Below are 18,046 nucleotides of genomic sequence, written 5' to 3' on the forward strand. Positions count from 1 at the left end.
CAGCGACTTTCCCGGGAATGCGTAAAAAGAAGGATCTGAAGCGCGAGCGGCGAATCTGAAAGATCGCGATGCGCTTTGGACGCATGGCACCCATGACGAGCCCGGCGGACGCGCCGGGCTTTTTGCTATTTCCTTCCTGTCATAGACGTGTTACCAGCCCTCGCCAACTTCCAAGCAACTCATGCACACCGCCGGGGCGGACGATTCGTTTCCGGGCCGGGTTGCATTTTTCTTAAATGAAGGAATTTGGCCATGGCACGCATCATAGAAACGGCAACCGGCGCAGACGCGCTTACCTTTGACGACGTGCTGCTGCAGCCGGGACATTCCGAGGTCATGCCCGGCCAGACGAATATCTCCACGCGCATCGCTCGGGATTTCGAACTCAACATCCCTATCATCTCATCCGCCATGGATACGGTCACCGAGAGCCGCCTGGCGATCGCCATGGCCCAGGCCGGCGGCCTCGGCGTCATTCACCGCAACCTGACGCCGATCGAGCAGGCAGAGCAGGTCCGGCAAGTGAAGAAGTTTGAAAGCGGCATGGTCGTCAATCCGGTGACGATCGGCCCCGATGCGACGCTTGCCGATGCACTCGGGCTGATGAAATCCTACAGCATTTCCGGCATCCCTGTCGTGGAGAAGTCCGGCCGCCTCGTCGGCATCCTGACCAACCGCGACGTCCGCTTCGCTACCGATCAGGAACAGAAGATCCATGAACTGATGACCAAGGACAAACTGGTCACCGTGAAGGAAAACGTCGATCAGCAGGAGGCCAAGCGCCTGCTGCATTCGCATCGCATCGAGAAGCTGCTGGTGGTCGATGCCGAAGGCCGCTGCGTTGGCCTCATCACCGTCAAGGATATCGAGAAGTCGCAGTTGAACCCGAACGCTTCCAAGGATGCGCAGGGCAGACTTCGGGCTGCGGCCGCCATCAGCGTCGGCGATGACGGCTTCGAGCGCGCCGAACGGCTGATCGAGGCCGGCGTCGATCTTCTGGTCGTCGACACCGCCCATGGTCATTCGCAACGCGTCCTCGATGCCGTCACCCGGGTCAAGAAGCTTTCCAACTCGGTGCGCATCATGGCCGGCAACGTCGCCACCTATGACGGCACCAGGGCGCTGATCGATGCCGGAGCGGATGCGGTCAAGGTCGGTATCGGTCCCGGTTCGATCTGCACGACGCGCATCGTCGCCGGCGTCGGCGTGCCGCAGCTCGCCGCCATCATGTCGGCGGTGCAGGCCGCGAATGATCAGGACGTGCCCGTCATCGCCGATGGCGGCATCAAGTTCTCCGGCGATCTGGCCAAGGCGATCGCCGCCGGCGCTTCCGCCGTCATGATCGGCTCGCTGCTGGCCGGCACCGATGAGAGCCCGGGCGAGGTCTATCTCTACCAGGGACGCTCCTTCAAGGCCTATCGCGGCATGGGCTCCGTCGGCGCCATGGCCCGCGGCTCGGCCGACCGCTACTTCCAGGCCGAGGTGCGCGACACGCTGAAGCTCGTGCCGGAGGGCATTGAGGGCCAGGTGCCTTACAAGGGGCCGGTCTCGGGCGTCATCCACCAGCTCGCCGGTGGCCTCAAGGCGGCCATGGGTTATGTCGGCGGCAAGGACCTCAAGGATTTCCAGGAGCGGGCCACCTTCGTGCGCATCTCCGGTGCCGGTCTTCGCGAAAGCCATGCCCATGACGTGACGATCACCCGCGAGAGCCCGAATTATCCGGGCGCCGGCCTCTGATCATGAAGGCGGGCAGCGGGATTCCTCTCTGGATCGTCGCGCTGCTCGCAGCCCTCTGCCTTGCCGTGCTCGCCTGGACGACCTTCGGTTTCGTCGTTCCGTTCAAGCACGAAACCGGGCAGGCGGTGCTCGATACCTATTTCGCCGGTTACGATGAGTCGGCGGTCTTCCACATGCAAAAGCTGCTCGATGAGAACGAGACGGCGACCAGGTTGCTGCGCGCCATGTATTTCGGGCCGGAGCTGATCTTTCCGGCACTGCTGACGGCGCTGCTGTTCCTCGCCTTCCTCAAGCTCGGTCCTGCCGGTGCGTGGTTTGGCCGATCGGTGCATCTGCTTGTCGGCAGGGCGATTTATCTGCTGCCGTTCATCTACGGCATCGCCGATTATGGCGAGAACATCTCGAGCCTCATCGCCTTCGGTAATGGTGCGCCCTCAACGCTTGCAACGCAGCTGCTGCCGTGGATGACGCGGCTGAAATTCGCAAGCCTCGCCATCTGCTTCATCCTCATTGTCCGGCTTGCCATCGGCCGCTGGCTTGCGCCGCGTGAAGATTGAGGGTGCCATCAGCCTGTCCACCGCCACGTCGGATTTGAAAGCCGCGCCACCATGAAATCCGAGAGCACCTCCACCTTCGCAGGTCGAGCCCGGGCAGAGGGCGTGACGAAATAGAGCGCTCCGCTCGGCAGCGTCCAGTCGGGTAGGATCGCTTTCAACCTGCCATCGGCGAGATATTCGTGCGCCATGAATTCCGGCAGCTCTACAACCCCAAGGCCGTGCAACGCCATTGGAATCAAGGCTTGCGAATTGGTGGAGCGCAACGGACCGGCCGGCACGACAACTTCCTCTTCGCCTGCCTTATTGCGAAAGCGCCAGACGTCCTGGCGCGGGCGATAGGCGTATCCTAGACAATGATCGGCCTTAAGCTCGCGCGGATGTCGCGGCGTGCCGTATCGATCGAGGTACGCAGGTGCAGCGAGAATGAAGGGAGCGACCGCTGCCAGCCTCCGGGCGACCAATGAGGAATCCGGCAGAACGGCAATTCTCAGGGCAGCATCGAATCCGTCTCCCACAAGGTCGACGACGGCGTCGCTCATATGCAGGTCGATAGAAATATCGGGATAGAGGTCGAAAAAATCGGGCAGGATCGGCGCCAGCCAGCGTGTGCCGAAGGCCATCGGCGCGGCAAGCCGGATAAGCCCTCGCGGTCGGCTGGACAGCTCGCGCGCTGCATTTTCCGCAGCCTCTGCCTCCGCATAGAGCCGCGAGGCACTGTCGACCAATCGCAAGCCGAAATCGGTCAGCGCCAGTTGCCGCGAGGTGCGGTTGAAAAGCCGTGCGCCAAGTCTCTCCTCCAGCCGGCTCACGGCCCGCGAAACGGTAGGCACCGATACACCGAGCGTCCTAGCGGCGCGAGCGAAAGAACGCTCTTCGGCCACCTTGGCGAACATGGCTAGGCCCTCGAAATCCGGAAAGTTCGTCATTTCAATCCTGTAACGATAGCTTTCATTTCTTTCTATTTCGAAACGTTTCCCGCGTCCATATCTCAGTCTCGGTCGAACAACAGGAGACGACAATGACACAGAGATTGAGTGGAAAGATCGCAGTGATTACCGGCGCGACATCGGGCATTGGCCTTGCCACTGCCAAGCGTTTCGCCGCCGAAGGCGCCCAGCTTTTCGTGACCGGCCGGCGCAAGGACGTGCTCGACGCGGCCGTTGCGGAAATAGGGGGTAAGGTTGTCGGCATCCAGGCGGACTCGGCAGAGCTTGCAGACCTTGATCGGCTCTATGAACGCGTGAAAGCCGAACCCGGCCGGATAGATGTGCTGTTCGTCAATGCCGGCGGTGGTTCGATGCTGCCGCTCGGCGAAATTACCGAAGAGCAGTATGACGACACGTTCGACAGAAATGTGAAAGGCGTTCTTTTCACCGTGCAAAAGGCGCTGCCGCTGCTCGGTCCGGGCTCATCGGTTATCCTGACGGGATCGACGGCAGGCTCGACCGGCACTCCGGCCTTCAGCGTTTACGCCGCCTCGAAGGCCGCGTTACGAAGCTTCGCTCGCAACTGGATCCTTGATCTCAAGGATCGCGGCATTCGTATCAATACGCTGAGCCCCGGTCCTACAAAGACAACTGGTCTCGTCGAACTCGCCGGCAAAGATGAGGCGCAACAGCAGGGCTTGCTCGATTATCTCGCAACCCAGGTGCCAATGGGGCGCGTCGGCCGCGCCGAAGAGATCGCCGCCGCCGCACTCTTCCTCGCTTCCGACGATTCGAGCTTCGTCACCGGTATCGAACTCTTCGCCGACGGCGGCGCCGCGCAGGTGTGATGAAATCCGGCGGCCTGCCAATGTTGGATGGCGGGCCGCCGACGCTGGTATCCCGATCGTCTTTCGACTAATGCTCGCGTTGAAAGCGGAAGCAGAAGCGGAAAGGAAACGGCCACATATGACCGGCTATCAAATCTTCTGGCCACTCCTCGCCCATGTGGCCCTGGTCTACGGTCTTTATGCGCTGCTCGGCATGCGGCGCGCGAAAATGGTCCGCGCCGGCAGCATCGCCAAATCGGATTATCGCGAAAACCGGGGCGAGCCGGCCGAAAGCCTCATCGTCAAGAACTGCCTCGCCAATCAGTTCGAACTGCCCGTGCTGTTCTACGCCTGCTCAATTCTTCTCTATATCACCGAGGCCGACAATCTCATCTCTGTCGTCCTCGCCTGGGCCTTCGTCGCCCTGCGCTACGCCCATGCCGCCATTCACGTCACCAGCAACGATATGCGCTATCGCAGCCCGATCTTCGCCGCAGGTTACATCATACTCGCCGCCATGTGGGTGTGGCTCGCCGCATGGATGGCGATGAGTTGAGGCGGCCTGCGAGTTCGCCCCAGCGGCGTGGATCTCAGGATCAAATGATGCAGCAATTCAAAGTGATACAGTGTCCTTTGCGCGTCTGAAAAGACGCGCGGCCGGTGACGCAGGACGCCGGTATTGGCGGCGATATAGTTGCCAGACGATGCAGTCATTCCCGACGATATTGTTTTCACCAAAGTGAAGCGATCGAGGAGCCAGTCAAAGCGCATGGTGCTATGGCCGTTGCTCCCGTCGCCGATAAATAATTTCAGTAACATGATTACTAAAATTTAAATTGATTGGTCTATTTCTACGCGAGCGAATAGTGGCGGGGACGATTTGCGAGCGAATATGGGCGAAAGGATATGCGAAGCGGCAATCCATGGGACGGCCATGCTGCGACTGGCGGGATCGGCGAGTACGGCGGTGCTGGCGCTGTTTCTGGCCGCGGGGCCGGGATGGGCGCAGGTCATCAGCGGCAATGATACCGAGATTGTCGATGGTAACGACCCTAGCGGAACCGGCCCCGGCACGCAGCCGAGCCCGTGGACAATCAACAACGACCTCATCGTCGGCGACCAGAATGGCGACGATGCGGCCCTTATCATCCGCAATGGTGGCGACGTCAGCAATGACATCGGCGTGCTCGGCGTCGACCCGGGTGCGAGCGGCACGGTAACGGTCACGGGAGCAGGCTCGACCTGGAGCAATTCAGACGACCTCTATATCGGCCATCAAGGCACCGGCACGCTCACCATCGAAGACGGAGCTGCGGTCGACAATGTATACGGTTATATCGGCTATTTCGGCGGCGCGAGCGGCACGGTGACGGTCACCGGGAGTGGCTCGACCTGGACCAATGCCCAGGATCTCTACGTCGGCGACAGCGGCGCCGGCACGCTCATCATTTCGAATGGCGCGACGGTCAGCAGCGCTGCCGGCCTTATCAGCAACGACACAGCCGCTATTGGCGAGGTCGTCGTCACAGGCGCGAATTCGATCTGGAGCAATTCCAGCTATATCTCGGTCGGCGAGGCGGGTGCGGGAACGCTGACCATTTCGAATGGCGGCTCGGTCACCGCGAGTGAAGGCTATATCGGCTTTAGTACGGACGGCAACGGCGTGGTGAGCGTGACCGGTTCGGGGTCGAGCTGGATCAATTCCGGCGCGCTGTTCGTGGGCGAATTCGGTTCGGGCACTGTGACGATCGACGATGGCGGCGTGGTTTCCGCTTCCGAGGTCGTCATCGCCGATGATGCGGGCGCCACGGGAACGGTGGAAATTGCAGGCAGCGCCGCAAACGGGCGCGGCGTCCTGGAGACCGGCTATGTCGAGAGAGGCGCCGGCAATGCGGACCTCGTTTTCGACGGCGGCATTCTGCGGGCAACCGGCAATGAAGCGAATTTCCTGCGCGGCTTCAGTGCTGGCGAGATCACGATCGACACCGGCGGCGCCCTTATCGACACGAACGGCTTTGCCGTCGGCATTGCTACGGATCTGCAAGGCGCAGGCGGCTTAACGAAGCAGGGCGCCGGCACGCTGACCCTGTCGGGCACCAACAGCTACGCCGGTGTGACGACGGTCGAGGCCGGCTCGTTGCAGGCGGGCAGCGCCGGCGCTTTCGTGCAGAACGGCGCCTATGCGGTCAATGGCGGCACACTCGATCTCGGCGGCTTCGACCTGACCATGGGAGAGCTTTCGGGAAGCGGCGGTGAGATCGCGATCGGCAGCGCCGACCTGACGCTCGATCAGGCAAACAGCACGACCTATGACGGCATATTCTCCGGCAGCGGCGACTTCACGATGCTGGGCAGCGGCACCCTGCGCCTGACCGGCAACAGTTCGGGCTTTGCCGGGACAACCACGGTTTCAGGTGGCCGGCTGATCGTCAATGGCAGCCTTGGCGGCGTCCTGGAGATGACGGGCGGCAGGCTGGCCGGATCGGGTCATGTCGGTGTGCTGAACGCTGGTGCCGGCGTCACCATCGCACCGGGCAACTCCATTGGAACATTGACTGTCGGCGGCGATCTCACTCTCGATCCTGATAGCACCTATGAGGTTGAGGTCGATGCGGCTGGCACCGCCAGCGATTTGATCTCGGTCTCGGGGACCGCGTTCCTCAACGGCGCTAGCGTTGCCCATGTGGGGATGGATGGCCACTACAAGCCTTTCGCCACCTATACGATCCTCACCGCCACCGGCGGGATCAACGGGACATTCGGCGCCGTCACCTCCAATTATGCCTTCCTGGCGGCTGATCTCTCCTATGATCTGAACAACGTCTATCTGGAGGTCGAGCGCAACGACGTGAGTTTCAGCGAAATGGCCCTGACGCGCAACCAGATTGCCTCGGCCGACGCTGCCGAGAATCTTGGCGCTGGCAATGACGTCTATGATGCCATCGTCACATTGCCCGACGACGAGTCACTGATCCAGGCAAGTTTCGACACGCTGTCCGGTGAAATCCATGCCTCGATCAAAACGGCGCTGATCACCCAGAGCCTCTTTGTCCGCGAGGCCGCCAACGCGCGCCTGCGTTCCGCATTCGGCGACGCCGATGCCGGCGTGATCCCGATACAGGCGTTCTGGCCGGGCGGCCCGGAACTCATCGCCGCCGATCCTTCAGACGCGCCGGTCTTCTGGAGCACGACTTTTGGAGGCGCAAGCGAGACGCGCACGGACGGCAATGCCGCCACACTCAACCATCAGGTGGGCGGGTTTCTTGCCGGCGTCGACGCCACGTTCGATGATGTCAGGTTCGGCCTGATGGCCGGTTACAGCAATTCCGGCTTCGATCCGCGGCACCGGAGCTCATCGGGATCGAGCGACGATTATCACCTCGGCCTTTACGCCGGCACGCAGTGGGACGGTCTCGCCTTCCGTTCCGGCATCGCTCACACGTGGCACGAGATCGAGACCAGCCGCAGGGTCACCGTCGGAAGCTTCGAGGATAGATTGGAAGCAAGCTATGGGGCCGGCACGCTGCAGGCCTTTGCGGAATTGGGCTATCGGTTCGAGATGGAGGCCGCCTCTTTCGAGCCCTTCGTCAATCTCGCCCATGTCGGCATTCGAACGGCAGGCTTCACAGAAGAGGGCGGGGCGGCGGCACTCGACAGCGCCCGCCGCATGACCAACACCACCATCACCACGCTTGGCCTGCATGCTGAGATGCAGATCCGCCTGGGCGAGACGAAGGCCACCCTGCGCGGCATGTCGGGCTGGCGGCACGCCGCCGGCGACATCGCGCCCTTGTCGACGCATGCTTTTGCCGGAGGCGACGCCTTTATCGTTGCCGGCGTGCCGGTGGCGGAGAATGCTTTCGTTCTCGACGCCGGGCTCGATTTCGACCTCACCCCAAGCTCCATCGTCGGCATCGCTTATTCCGGCCAGATTGCAGACAATGCGCAGCAGCATGGGGCCAAAGCGACGCTGTCGGTGAAATTCTAAAAACAGCCCGATTTAAAAACGATATGCGTTGCAGCGCTCCCGCGTCTTTCAGACGCGCAAGGGGCATTGTAACACTTTTGGTTGCAGCATAATGCCGTAGAGCCCGGTTTTTCATACGCTTTTCCCAACCGTTAAAATGCGAGCATTTCCATTTACCGCCGATGAACACCCTGCATGTCATGCCTTCCGCCGCGAACAATAAAAATGGGAACGACATGGGCGCGGAAAGCATGGATCGGATCGGCTTGCGCAGGAAGCCGAAGCAGGAACGCAGCATCCAGAGGCTGGATCTCATTCTTGCCGCGGCCGCCAGGATCATTGCCGAAAAGGGCGTCAGCGCCATGCGGATGACGGAACTCGCCGTCGCCGCCAAAGTGCCGATCGGTTCGGTTTACCAGTATTTTCCCGAGAAGGCGGCGATCGTCAAAGCCCTGTTCGACCAGCACGCTTCGGCGATCCAGGCGAAGACGGCGGCGATGTTTGCCGATGTCAGGTCGCTCGACCAGGCGCTCGACCGCGTCTGCGCCATCATCGACTGGTATTACGATTCCTACCATGACGATCCCGTCTATCTCGGCGTCTGGATGGGCACGGAGACCGATCAGGATCTGCTGCAGCTGAACATCGAGCATAGCGGCCGTGTCGCCGGTATCTTCCATGACGCCGTGCGCGATCTCACTCCCGACCTTTGCGACGAGGATATGTACGCGCGCACTTACCTGTTCAGCCACCTGATCGGCGCCGTCATCCGGCTTGCCGCCGTCAGCGACAAGGAGTTGGCGCGGCGCATGCTCGACCAATGGAAGCGCGTCATCCGCGCCTCCCTTTTCACCACGACCGTGCCTGCCGCTGCTTGAGTCGGCTTACCAGCTCGGCACCATATTGGCGGCCTTCAGCCGCGGATAAAGGCGTGCCTGGGCGGATTTGACATCGGCCTCGAGGGTATCGTCGACGACGGCAGGGGTGATGTTGTCGAGGCAGGCGGTGATATGCGCCGTGATCGCGTTCATCAGCGAGAGCGAAACGCCCGGCCGCTTCATGATGCCGATCTGCACCGGCGGCAGCGCCGGAAAACCGTCGGCCTGGCTCAGTACTTTCATGCCTGTTCGCAATGCCGATTCCGGCATGACCGAAACCGCCATGCCGGCAAGCACGGCAGCGGCAACGACGGTGCAGGACCAGCTGGTGAACAGGATCTGGTGCTCGCGTCCCACAGCATCGAGCGCCGAGCAGGCGAGCTGGCGCCACTGGCAGTCGCGCCGGCCGACGGCAAGCGGCACCGGCGCGTCGTCGCGGATCGGATGGTTGGCCGAGCCCACCCAGCAGAGCGGCTCGGTTCTCACCACATCGGACATGCGCTCGCGCGGATTGTGGGTGACGAGGGCGATGTCGAGCTCGCCTTTGTGCATGCGCTCGGCGAGATCCACCGAAGGCTCGCAGACGATGTAGAGTTCGACATTCGGATGCGTCTTGGCGAAGCGGCCGATGATTTCGGGCATGTAGCGGTCGGCATAATCGTCCGGCGTGCCGATCCGCAGCGTCCCCTCCAGCCTGTTGTCGTCGAAGGCGGCGATCGCCTCATTGTTGAGGCGGATGATGCGCCGGGCATAGTTGAGCAGCTTTTCACCCTCGACCGTCAGCCGGTTGCCGCGCCCATCCTTGATGAACAGCTGCTTGCCGATGCGCTCTTCGAGGCGGCGCATCTGCATGGAGACGGCCGATTGGGTCTTGTAGACCCTGTCGGCCGCCTTGGTGAAGCTGCCGGAATCGACGATGGCGATGAAAGTCTGCAGTTGGTCGAGATCAAGAGGTGCGGACATGGTTTCACCCATAAAGATAGCTGATGATAATCATTAGAAACATTCGTTGGACTGATCAATAGGTCTTTGGCATCTTCGGGATGCAAATCAAAGCAAAGTGAAGGACAGACACCCTGCCTGTCCAAGCGGAATTCAGCTTGCTCCTTCCCGCACGACCTCGCGGGAGGGGTGGGTTGCGTTGCGCGCCGATCTAAAACGTTACAGCGCCCTTTATGCGTCTAAAAGACGTGCGGCACTGTACAGAAAGGAGAGTTCAATGCGCATGACAGACCGGACACTCGAACTCGACTGCGGCAATCCGACCCCGACGTTTTTCCAGCGTCTGGCGGCAGGCCTCGCACCGTTGGCCTCTCTCTTTCGCGTGTTCCGCAATCGCATGGAGATCAACGCGCTGCATGATCTGAACGACACGCAGCTGAGGGATATCGGCCTTACCCGGGCCGATCTGACCTCCGCGTTCCTGGCGTCGACCTTTTTCGAGGACCCGTCGGAACATCTGACGCGTTCGGCGCGCAATCGCTGGCGCCTCTCGTCTCTTTTGCGCTCCTACGAATAGTAGGAGCGTCGAGTTTCCCCGCAGGGTGATAGCCAATAGCCCTGCCGCTTGACCCGGTGATAGGCTTTCCCAAGCCATCTCCGGGTTTTTTTATTCGGAGGAGGGTTTCGGCCGGTAGGTTTCGAAGATCGCTTCCAGATTCTTCTGGTAGCTCTTCTGCACTTCCAGTCCACTGTCGAACATGGCGTTCAGCATCTGGGTATAGCTGTCGGCATTGACCTTCGCCTCTTCCTTGGGCGCCTCCGGTGTCTTGGCCTTGGCCGGGGCCGCCGGCTGCTGGCCGAGCCCGCCCATCATCTCCTGGAAGGCCTTGGCGAAGGGATTGTCGAGGAAGGGGTTGGGCGTCTGCGTCGGCGCAGGCTTCGGCACCGAAAACATCTGCTGCATCGCCTGGGTGAACGGATTGTCGAAGATGCTGGGCTCCGGAGCCGGTTTCGGCGCGAAGCCGGTACTCTCAAGCCATTTCTGGATGGTCTCGCCCATCGCCGTGTTGAAGAAGGGGTTGACCGGCGAGGCCATCTGTCCGGTCGTCTGCTTGAAGAGCCCGCCCATCAGCGTATCGGCCAGCACGGGCAGCATCCGCTTGTAGATATCCTGGCCGATCCCGGTCATCTGTGCGGCCTGGGCGGCGACTGCGCGCGAAACCTCCTTCGAGCCGAAAAGCTGGGCAAGGATGTTGTTGCCGTCTGAAATGCCCTCCGGTGTGAAGGCCCGGCTCATATCCTCGAAATAGCGCCCATAGTTGCCGGAGGAGACCGCCTGCATCAGCCCGACGAAATCGTAAGGATTGCTGGTGCTGCGCTTCAGTCCGGCGGAAAAGGCCGGCATCAGCGCCGCCATCGCCTTCGTCGCCTGTTCCTGCGCGAGGTTGAACTGCCGGGCGACCGCTTCCATCGCCGCGCCATTCTGCGCCTGCATCATCATGTCGAAGAGTGGCAGCATGGAGGTCCCTTTCCCCGAGTCGTGACGCGTTGTAACGCCACTATAACCTGAAATGCTCATGCGCAAACGGCTTTTTGCCATAAGAACTTAGGGAAGAATTTGGCCGGTGTTACCCGGCCGAGGCCCCAGCGAACCGAGCTCACGAGCGAAAGCGGCCACAACGACGGCAGGCTGTCACGCCTTAACCAGCATCTATGCTATCCTCACCGGAAACCGATCCCTGCGCGCCGGCGTTTTCCTTCCATGGCCGAGACGAAATCCCCCGCTGGTCACGACGAGGCGCCGCCCGGTGAAGACGGTGAAAAGCCCGGCGCGGATATTTCCTTTCCCTATGACAGGATGACCGTCGAGCAATTCCGAAGACGCTTTCCCCGTGCCCGCTGGAGCGATGCCCGCAAGGCTTGGTTTGTTCCCGGCCGGACGGCGTCCCGCCGCATCGGACGATGGCTTGCCGAGATGGAGGCCGAAGCCGACGCCCACGCCGATGCGAAGGGACGCGACGCCTTCGTCTTCGATCCGATCGACAGTCCCTACCTCGAATTCGGCAAGGCAGGTTTCCGAATTCGCACACCCTATTCGAAAACTGTCGTCGACAAACTGCGCGAGGTGCCGTTTTCACGGTGGGACGGTGATCTCAGAATATGGCACGTTCCCTTCCGGTCCTATGAGGAACTCCGACGACGGTGGCCTGATATCGAGACTGCGGCGCGCAGAAACGAACCGGAGGAGAGACGGCGTCGCGCCGAGGAGCGCAAGGGAACCGAACAGGATATACGCAGCAAGCGCCGTTCCGCGGAACGCAAGCGTCATCGGTACCCGCTTCAGAGCGATGACTTGCCGCCGATCGAGCGTCCGGTGGCCACTGCCTATGGAATCGTCGTCTTTATCGACATCTCAGGCGAACTGGTCGAGCCGGACGTCATTGCGGACTTCTATCCCGGCGTAACCGAAGATCACGTCTGGGGACATTGGCGGGTTCCCACACTCGAAGAACTCGTCCGCACCTGGCCGGCGAAAGTTCCTCCGGTTGAGGACGCCGAGTGGTGGCTGCCGACGATTGAGGAACTGAGACCGGCTCGCCGTACGGCACGATCGCGTGAAGCCAGGAAGCGCGAGAAGGCGCCGTGAACCAACTTGAATTCCTTGAAACAGTCTCGCCTCAGTACTGATAGTCCTCGAAGACGGGTTCCACGGAACCGTTCCAGCGGCCGTGATAGAGCGACAGCAGATCCTCGGCGAGCGTTGCTTTCTTGGCCAGCACTTCGTCGAGCGGCGCAAGGAAGATGGTCTCGTCCTGGCCTTCGCCGTTGAGCTTGCCGCGCGCCTTGAGGCCGGCCTTTGAAATGCCGATCACCTCGCGCGCCATGTCGAAGAGCGGATGGCCGCGGAATTGCGCCTTCAAGCCTTCGGCGGGAACGGCATTGCGCAGGGCGCTGATCTCGGCAAAGCTCCAATCCTTCGTCAGCTCGTCGGCGGCCTCGAGGGCCGTATCGTCGTAGAGCAGGCCGACCCAGAAGGCCGGCAGCGCACAGATGCGCCGCCAGGGGCCGCCGTCGGCGCCGCGCATTTCCAGGAAACGCTTCAGCCGCACGTCGGGGAAGAGTGTCGAAAGATGGTTCGTCCAGTCCCCCATCGTCGGCGCCGGATCGGCGACCTCGCCCTTCAACGCGCCGTTCATGAACTGGCGGAAGGTGACATGGGTACAGTCGTGATAGTGGCCGTCGCGGACGATGAAATACATCGGCGCGTCGAGCGCCCATTCGGCATAATCGCGGAAGCCGAAATCGTCGCGGAAGGTGAAGTCGAGCAGGCCGGCGCGTTGGTTATCGACATCGCGCCAGATATCGCCGCGCCAGGAAAGCAGCCCGTTCGGCTTGCCTTCAGTGAAGGGCGAAGATGCGAAGAGGGCGGTCGCCAGTGACTGCAGCTTCATCGAGACGCGCATCTTCTTGCGCATGTCGGCTTCCGAGGAGAAATCGAGATTCACCTGGATCGTGCAGGTGCGGTACATCATGTCGAGACCCTGGGTGCCGACCTTCGGCATATAGCGGGTCATGATCTCGTAGCGTGATTTCGGCATTTGCGGGGTTTCCGCATAGGTCCATTTCGGACTGCCGCCGATACCGAGGAAGCGGATGCCCATCGGCTCGGCGATTTCGCGCAGCGTCGCCAGATGCTGGTTCGATTCCTTGCAGGTCTCGTGGATCGTCTCCAGCGGTGCGCCGGAGAGTTCGAACTGGCCGCCGGGCTCGATCGAGATCGCGCCCATGCCGTTCTGCTCGGCAAGGCCGATGATGTTGCCGCCGTCGGTGATCGGCTCCCAGCCGCTTTTCTTCTGCAAGCCGGTCAAAAGGGCCGAAATGCTGGCGTCGCCGAAATAGGGAACCGGACTGTTGTCGGCGCGGAAGAAGGCGAACTTCTCGTGTTCGGTGCCGATCCGGAAGCGCTCCCGCGGCTTGTTGCCGGCGGCAATGTAATCGGTCAGATCCTGGACCGAAGAGAGCGGTGTCTGGTCGGTAGTGTCGCGGGCCATGCGGGATACCTGTATTCAAAAAGGCGCCCAGGGGGCCGGGCAGTTGGAAGGGTGATTAGGACCCAAGCCACCCATGTTGCAAGTGAAATTGTTTCAAAGACGCATCAAAAAAATAGCAGCGATTTCCATGTCAACCCGTTTTCGACCTAATTCCAGTCGCCGATCGCCGCCTGGACCACCGCCAGCGCCGCAACGGCCGCCGTATCGGCCCTGAGGATGCGCGGTCCGAGCGGAATGGCGGTGACGAAATCGAGGCTTCGAAGCCGCGCCCGTTCCTCTTCCGAAAAGCCGCCTTCCGGCCCGACGAGCAGAGCAAGATGCTTTTCGCGGATCGCCGACAGCACCGGCAGCGGGTTCTGCCCGGCGTCGCCCTCGTCGCAATAGATGATGCGGCGCTCGCTCGGCCAGCGGTCGAGCAGGTCGAGAAGCCTCACCGGCTCGGTCACATCGGGGATGCCGAGAATGCCGCATTGTTCCGCCGCCTCGACGACATTGGCGCGCAGCTTGTCGAGATTGGTGATCTTGCCCTGGACGTGCTGGGTCATGACCGGCTGCAGCAGGCCGGCTCCCATTTCCACAGCCTTCTGCACGAGATAATCCATGCGGCCGACCTTGAGCGGCGCAAACAGATAATGCAGGTCGCAAGGCTGCGGCTGCGGCCGGGTCTCTTCGGTTGCCGTCAAGACGATGCGTTTGCGCGTAGGAAAAGTGAGGCTCGCCTTCCACTCGCCGTCGCGGCCGTTGAAGAGCAGGATCTCCGCCCCTTCCTCCATCCTCAGCACATTGGCGAGATAGTTGAACTGGTCGGTATTTGCCTCGAGGACGGCGCCGCGGGAAAGCGGCGCGTCGACGAAAAGCCGTTGCATACGGAAATTGGCGCGCATTCGAAAACTCGGGGTTTCACACGAAGAGCGCGAACATAGCCCAATAAATCATTGCCGCAAGCGCCCCCGAAACCGGCACGGTGACGATCCAGGCAGCGACGATCGTCATGAAATGCGACCGTCGCACGAGATAGCGCCGCCGCGTCTCGTGAATGTTCGGCTCCTCCGGCTCGTCGATATCAAAGCTCTCGGCCTTGCGCCTGATATAGGCGATGCGGCGCTTCGAATGACGCGTGTACCATTCGCGGAAGAATCCGACGCCGAAGACCGAGCCGACGGCGATATGCGTGGTGCTGACCGGCAGACCGAGCCAGGAGGCGACGATGACGGTAAAGGCGGTCGACAGCGCGACGCAATAGGCCCGCATCGGATTGAGCTTGGTGATCTCCTCGCCGACGAGGCGGATGAGGCGCGGCCCGAAGAGCAGCAGGCCGACCGAGATGCCGAAGGCGCCGATCAGCATCACCCAGAGCGGCGGATGGCCGATGGCGTCGCCGCCGACGCCGACCGAATGGACGATCGCCGACAGCGGCCCGACCGCGTTCGAAACGTCGTTGGCGCCATGCGCGAAGGACAGCAACGCCGCAGAGCCGATCAGCGGCAGGCGGAACAGCACCCGCAGCGAACTGTTGCGGTTTTCGAGATCCCGCGCCTGGGCGAGAACGAGCGGCCGGGCGGCAAGCCAGCTTAGCAGCCCGGTGACAATTCCGATGAGGATGATGGTGAAGGACTGAAATTTGCCGGCTGGCGACAGTTGCAGCACCATATAGGCCATGAAGCCGCCGGCCATTGCCGCCACCAGCACCGGCACCCAGCGCTTGGCCGCCGCGATCTTATCGTCGCGATAGATGATCAGCGTCTTGACGAGATAAAGCAGCCCGGCTGCGATCAGCCCCCCGATCAGCGGCGAGGTGATCCAGCTCGAAGTGATTTCCAGCAGCACCCGCCAGTTCACCGGCTCCGGCCCGACGGCTGAGATGCCGGCTCCGATCACTGCTCCGACGATCGTATGGGTGGTGGAAACCGGCGCATTCATCCAGGTCGCGAGATTGATCCAGAGGGCCGCCGCCATCAGTGCCGCTATCATGATCCAGCCGAGTATTGCCGGCGGCACCTGGACGGCGTCGACTAAGTTCGAGGAAATTGTCTTGACGACCTCGCCGCCGGCGATGGTGGCGCCAAGGATTTCAAAAATCGCCGCGATGACCAGGGCCTGGCCCATCGTCATGGCGCGCGCGCCGACCGCGGCACCGACATTGTTGGTCACATCATTGGCGCCGATGTTCATCGCCATGTAGCCGGCAAGCGCCGCCGCCGCCACCAGCATCGCTCCCGGCCGGTCGAACACGTAGACGCCGGCAAAAAGCATGGCCAGACCGAGAAAGATCAGTCCGAGACCGGGCGCCACCAGCCGCCGCAAAACATGCTTCGCCACGTCCTCGGCATGGGTGATCTTGTCGAGGTCCTTGTCGAGCGTGCGTTTCGTGAGAACTGCGGGACGTGGCGGCATTCTTGTTCCTGAGAATGAATCTGCTTCTACGCTGCTTTTCTAGCAGTGCAAGATGGCAGGAATCATTCCGCCGGAATTTGCTTGGCCGCCGGAATTTCGTTGTCCGTTGAAATTTGCGTCGCCGCGTTGGCCGAAAGCCTGTCGGTCATCTTTTTCTTGAAAGCAAGGAAGAGGTGACGGAGCTCCGGTTCGCGCACCCGCCCGGCCGCCTCGTCGAACGACACCCATTCGATGCGGCGCTCGCCTTTTTCCTTGAAGTTCTTCATCATATTGGTGACTTCGAGCGCATAGACCTGCACCTTGCAGACCACCTGCACGCCATCGCGCAGCACTTTGGGATAGGTATAGGCGCCAAGCGTCTCCGGCTCGACCACGCCGCGCACGCCGGCTTCCTCGAAGGCCTCCTGCATCGCGACCTCATGGGCGCATTTGCGCGTCATCGGCCAACCCTTGGGAATGACCCAGCGGCCGGTGTCGCGACTCGTCATCAACAGCACCTCGACCTCGCCGCTCTTCTTCTTAACCCGGTAGCAGAGCGCACCATATTGCTGTCGCGGCGGGCGCCGGAACATCAGTTGCACATCGGAAGCCAGTCGGGCGAAAAGAGTCAATTGTCGGGTCACCTTCACAGTCGTCGTTAGGAATCACTCATATACGTATATCACGGAAAGCTTACGCAATCCAAAATGGCATGACGATTCGAAACGCCATTTGATCGTCGTTCATAGGGAAAATCGAGGTAGGACAGGTTCGGAGAATCCGTCACGCCCTGTCTCGAATGCGTCACATTGCACAGCTGTACAATATGGCGTGATCTTGCCTTTCGTTCAATGGCAAGATCAAGTGATGCACTATGATTTTCGAATGTGGTAATCATGAGTCTACCCCCTCTCAACGCCGTCCGCGCCTTCGAGGCCGTCTGCCGTCACGGCAGCATTCTGAAAGCTGCCGAAGAGCTGAATGTGGTGCGTGGCGCCGTGCGTCAGCAGATCGCCACGTTGGAGAATCACCTCGGCCGCAAGCTCTTCACGCGTGACGGCCGCCGGCTGGTTCCGACGGTGCAGGCGAGCGCTTTCGCCGCCGCAGCGGGCGTGGCTTTCGACATCCTGCAACGCGCCGTTTTGGAGCTCGAAGACGCCGAGCAGAATCGCATTCGGCTCGGCGTGCCCTCCGCCTTCGCGGTCTGGTGGCTGATGCCGCGCGTCGCGGATATGCAGGCAAGTCTCGGCGATACGGCGGTCGAGATCGTGCCGATGACCGTGGTCGAACCGCTGCAGATGCACCCGGAGTTGGACGCTGTGATCATGGGCGGTGAATACCGGCCGGCCCCGGGGATCACCGCTCTGCGATTCATGGAGGACGAGTTCGGCCCGGTCTCCACACCTTCGCTCGCCGCGACACTATCCAAGGACCCTGCAGCGATGGGTGCACTGACGATGCTCGCCAGCCGCAGCGTTCCGAAGCTCTGGGACGAATGGTTCGCCGAAAGCGGCACGCCGCCGGTCGTCTTTTCCCGCGTCCAGGAATTCGAGGATCTGCTGCTGGCGCTGGGGGCTGCCCGCTCCGGGCTTGGCATCGCGCTTGCGCCGCGTGCTTCGATCGAAGACGATCTCGAACGCCGGCATCTGGTCGCGCCCTACGGCTTCATATCCCGCCCGTCGGGCTACAGCCTCTGCTGCCGCACGCCGGATGCGAAACGGCCGGCCTTTGTGGCTTTGTCCGGCTGGCTGCTTCGTTGCGGGACGTCGGCCTGAAAGGGCAGATTT

16 protein-coding genes are annotated in these 18,046 nt (G+C 61.6%); 9 read left to right on the forward strand and 7 right to left on the reverse strand.

Annotation, left to right across the window (positions count from 1 at the left end):
• The first annotated feature begins 252 nt into the window (after positions 1–252).
• Together guaB and NE851_RS14190 are read left to right on the forward strand one after the other, a co-directional pair.
• Entirely contained in the window at positions 253–1,737 is a 1,485-nt protein-coding gene (gene guaB, locus NE851_RS14185) for an IMP dehydrogenase (protein ID WP_047613763.1), read from the forward strand.
• Between the two features lie 2 nt (positions 1,738–1,739).
• Positions 1,740–2,294, forward strand: a complete 555-nt coding sequence (locus NE851_RS14190) for a hypothetical protein (protein ID WP_254961084.1) — start codon at positions 1,740–1,742, stop codon at positions 2,292–2,294.
• An 8-nt stretch (positions 2,295–2,302) separates the two neighbouring features.
• Here the strand turns inward: NE851_RS14190 and NE851_RS14195 are convergent, their stop codons facing one another.
• The gene (locus tag NE851_RS14195; protein ID WP_097630492.1) at positions 2,303–3,220 is read right to left on the reverse strand and encodes a LysR family transcriptional regulator; all 918 of its coding nucleotides are present in this window, start codon (positions 3,218–3,220) and stop codon (positions 2,303–2,305) included.
• A gap of 92 nt (positions 3,221–3,312) precedes the next feature.
• On the opposite strand from NE851_RS14195, the gene NE851_RS14200 reads away from it, so the two are divergent.
• From NE851_RS14200 to NE851_RS14215, 4 genes are all read left to right on the forward strand, one after another.
• Positions 3,313–4,068 (forward strand): SDR family oxidoreductase, encoded by a 756-nt coding sequence (locus NE851_RS14200; protein WP_254961087.1) that lies wholly within the window; start codon positions 3,313–3,315, stop codon positions 4,066–4,068.
• Positions 4,069–4,186: 118 nt separating this feature from the next.
• Positions 4,187–4,603, forward strand: coding sequence for an MAPEG family protein (locus NE851_RS14205; protein ID WP_097542894.1), 417 nt, complete (start codon positions 4,187–4,189; stop codon positions 4,601–4,603).
• Positions 4,604–4,939: 336 nt separating this feature from the next.
• The gene (locus tag NE851_RS14210; protein ID WP_254961091.1) at positions 4,940–8,035 is read left to right on the forward strand and encodes an autotransporter outer membrane beta-barrel domain-containing protein; all 3,096 of its coding nucleotides are present in this window, start codon (positions 4,940–4,942) and stop codon (positions 8,033–8,035) included.
• Between the two features lie 215 nt (positions 8,036–8,250).
• Complete coding sequence (locus tag NE851_RS14215; RefSeq protein ID WP_168332583.1) at positions 8,251–8,892, forward strand: TetR/AcrR family transcriptional regulator; 642 nt, start codon at positions 8,251–8,253, stop codon at positions 8,890–8,892.
• A gap of 6 nt (positions 8,893–8,898) precedes the next feature.
• On the opposite strand, the gene NE851_RS14220 is transcribed toward NE851_RS14215, so the two are convergent.
• Entirely contained in the window at positions 8,899–9,855 is a 957-nt protein-coding gene (locus NE851_RS14220; protein ID WP_003588350.1) for a LysR substrate-binding domain-containing protein, read from the reverse strand.
• Between the two features lie 256 nt (positions 9,856–10,111).
• Here NE851_RS14220 and NE851_RS14225 point away from each other — a divergent pair, with 256 nt between their 5' ends.
• Positions 10,112–10,411, forward strand: a complete 300-nt coding sequence (locus NE851_RS14225) for a YjiS-like domain-containing protein (protein ID WP_254961098.1) — start codon at positions 10,112–10,114, stop codon at positions 10,409–10,411.
• 90 nt (positions 10,412–10,501) lie between these two features.
• On the opposite strand, the gene NE851_RS14230 is transcribed toward NE851_RS14225, so the two are convergent.
• Positions 10,502–11,353, reverse strand: coding sequence for a DUF937 domain-containing protein (locus NE851_RS14230; protein ID WP_254961099.1), 852 nt, complete (start codon positions 11,351–11,353; stop codon positions 10,502–10,504).
• Between the two features lie 243 nt (positions 11,354–11,596).
• Here NE851_RS14230 and NE851_RS14235 point away from each other — a divergent pair, with 243 nt between their 5' ends.
• A complete protein-coding gene (locus NE851_RS14235; protein ID WP_254961100.1) occupies positions 11,597–12,481 on the forward strand; it encodes a hypothetical protein in 885 nt (294 codons plus the stop codon).
• 31 nt (positions 12,482–12,512) lie between these two features.
• Here the strand turns inward: NE851_RS14235 and NE851_RS14240 are convergent, their stop codons facing one another.
• The 4 genes from NE851_RS14240 to NE851_RS14255 all read right to left on the reverse strand — a co-directional run bounded on the left by NE851_RS14240 (position 12,513) and on the right by NE851_RS14255 (position 16,891).
• Positions 12,513–13,886: a glutamate--cysteine ligase gene (locus tag NE851_RS14240; RefSeq protein ID WP_028757086.1), complete on the reverse strand. Its 1,374-nt coding sequence runs from the start codon at positions 13,884–13,886 to the stop codon at positions 12,513–12,515.
• 146 nt (positions 13,887–14,032) lie between these two features.
• The gene (locus NE851_RS14245) at positions 14,033–14,770 is read right to left on the reverse strand and encodes a 16S rRNA (uracil(1498)-N(3))-methyltransferase (protein WP_097542889.1); all 738 of its coding nucleotides are present in this window, start codon (positions 14,768–14,770) and stop codon (positions 14,033–14,035) included.
• 16 nt (positions 14,771–14,786) lie between these two features.
• The gene (locus NE851_RS14250) at positions 14,787–16,280 is read right to left on the reverse strand and encodes an inorganic phosphate transporter (RefSeq protein WP_254961101.1); all 1,494 of its coding nucleotides are present in this window, start codon (positions 16,278–16,280) and stop codon (positions 14,787–14,789) included.
• A 62-nt stretch (positions 16,281–16,342) separates the two neighbouring features.
• Positions 16,343–16,891 carry an NUDIX hydrolase gene (locus NE851_RS14255; protein ID WP_047613768.1) on the reverse strand — a complete coding sequence of 183 codons (549 nt, stop codon included), beginning with the start codon at positions 16,889–16,891 and terminating at the stop codon, positions 16,343–16,345.
• 264 nt (positions 16,892–17,155) lie between these two features.
• Between NE851_RS14255 and NE851_RS14260 the strand changes: the two genes are divergently transcribed.
• Positions 17,156–18,034: a LysR substrate-binding domain-containing protein gene (locus NE851_RS14260; RefSeq protein WP_254961103.1), complete on the forward strand. Its 879-nt coding sequence runs from the start codon at positions 17,156–17,158 to the stop codon at positions 18,032–18,034.
• Positions 18,035–18,046 lie beyond the last annotated feature (12 nt).

It is taken from the genome of Rhizobium anhuiense bv. trifolii, from assembly GCF_024346605.1.
GTDB lineage: Bacteria > Pseudomonadota > Alphaproteobacteria > Rhizobiales > Rhizobiaceae > Rhizobium > Rhizobium anhuiense.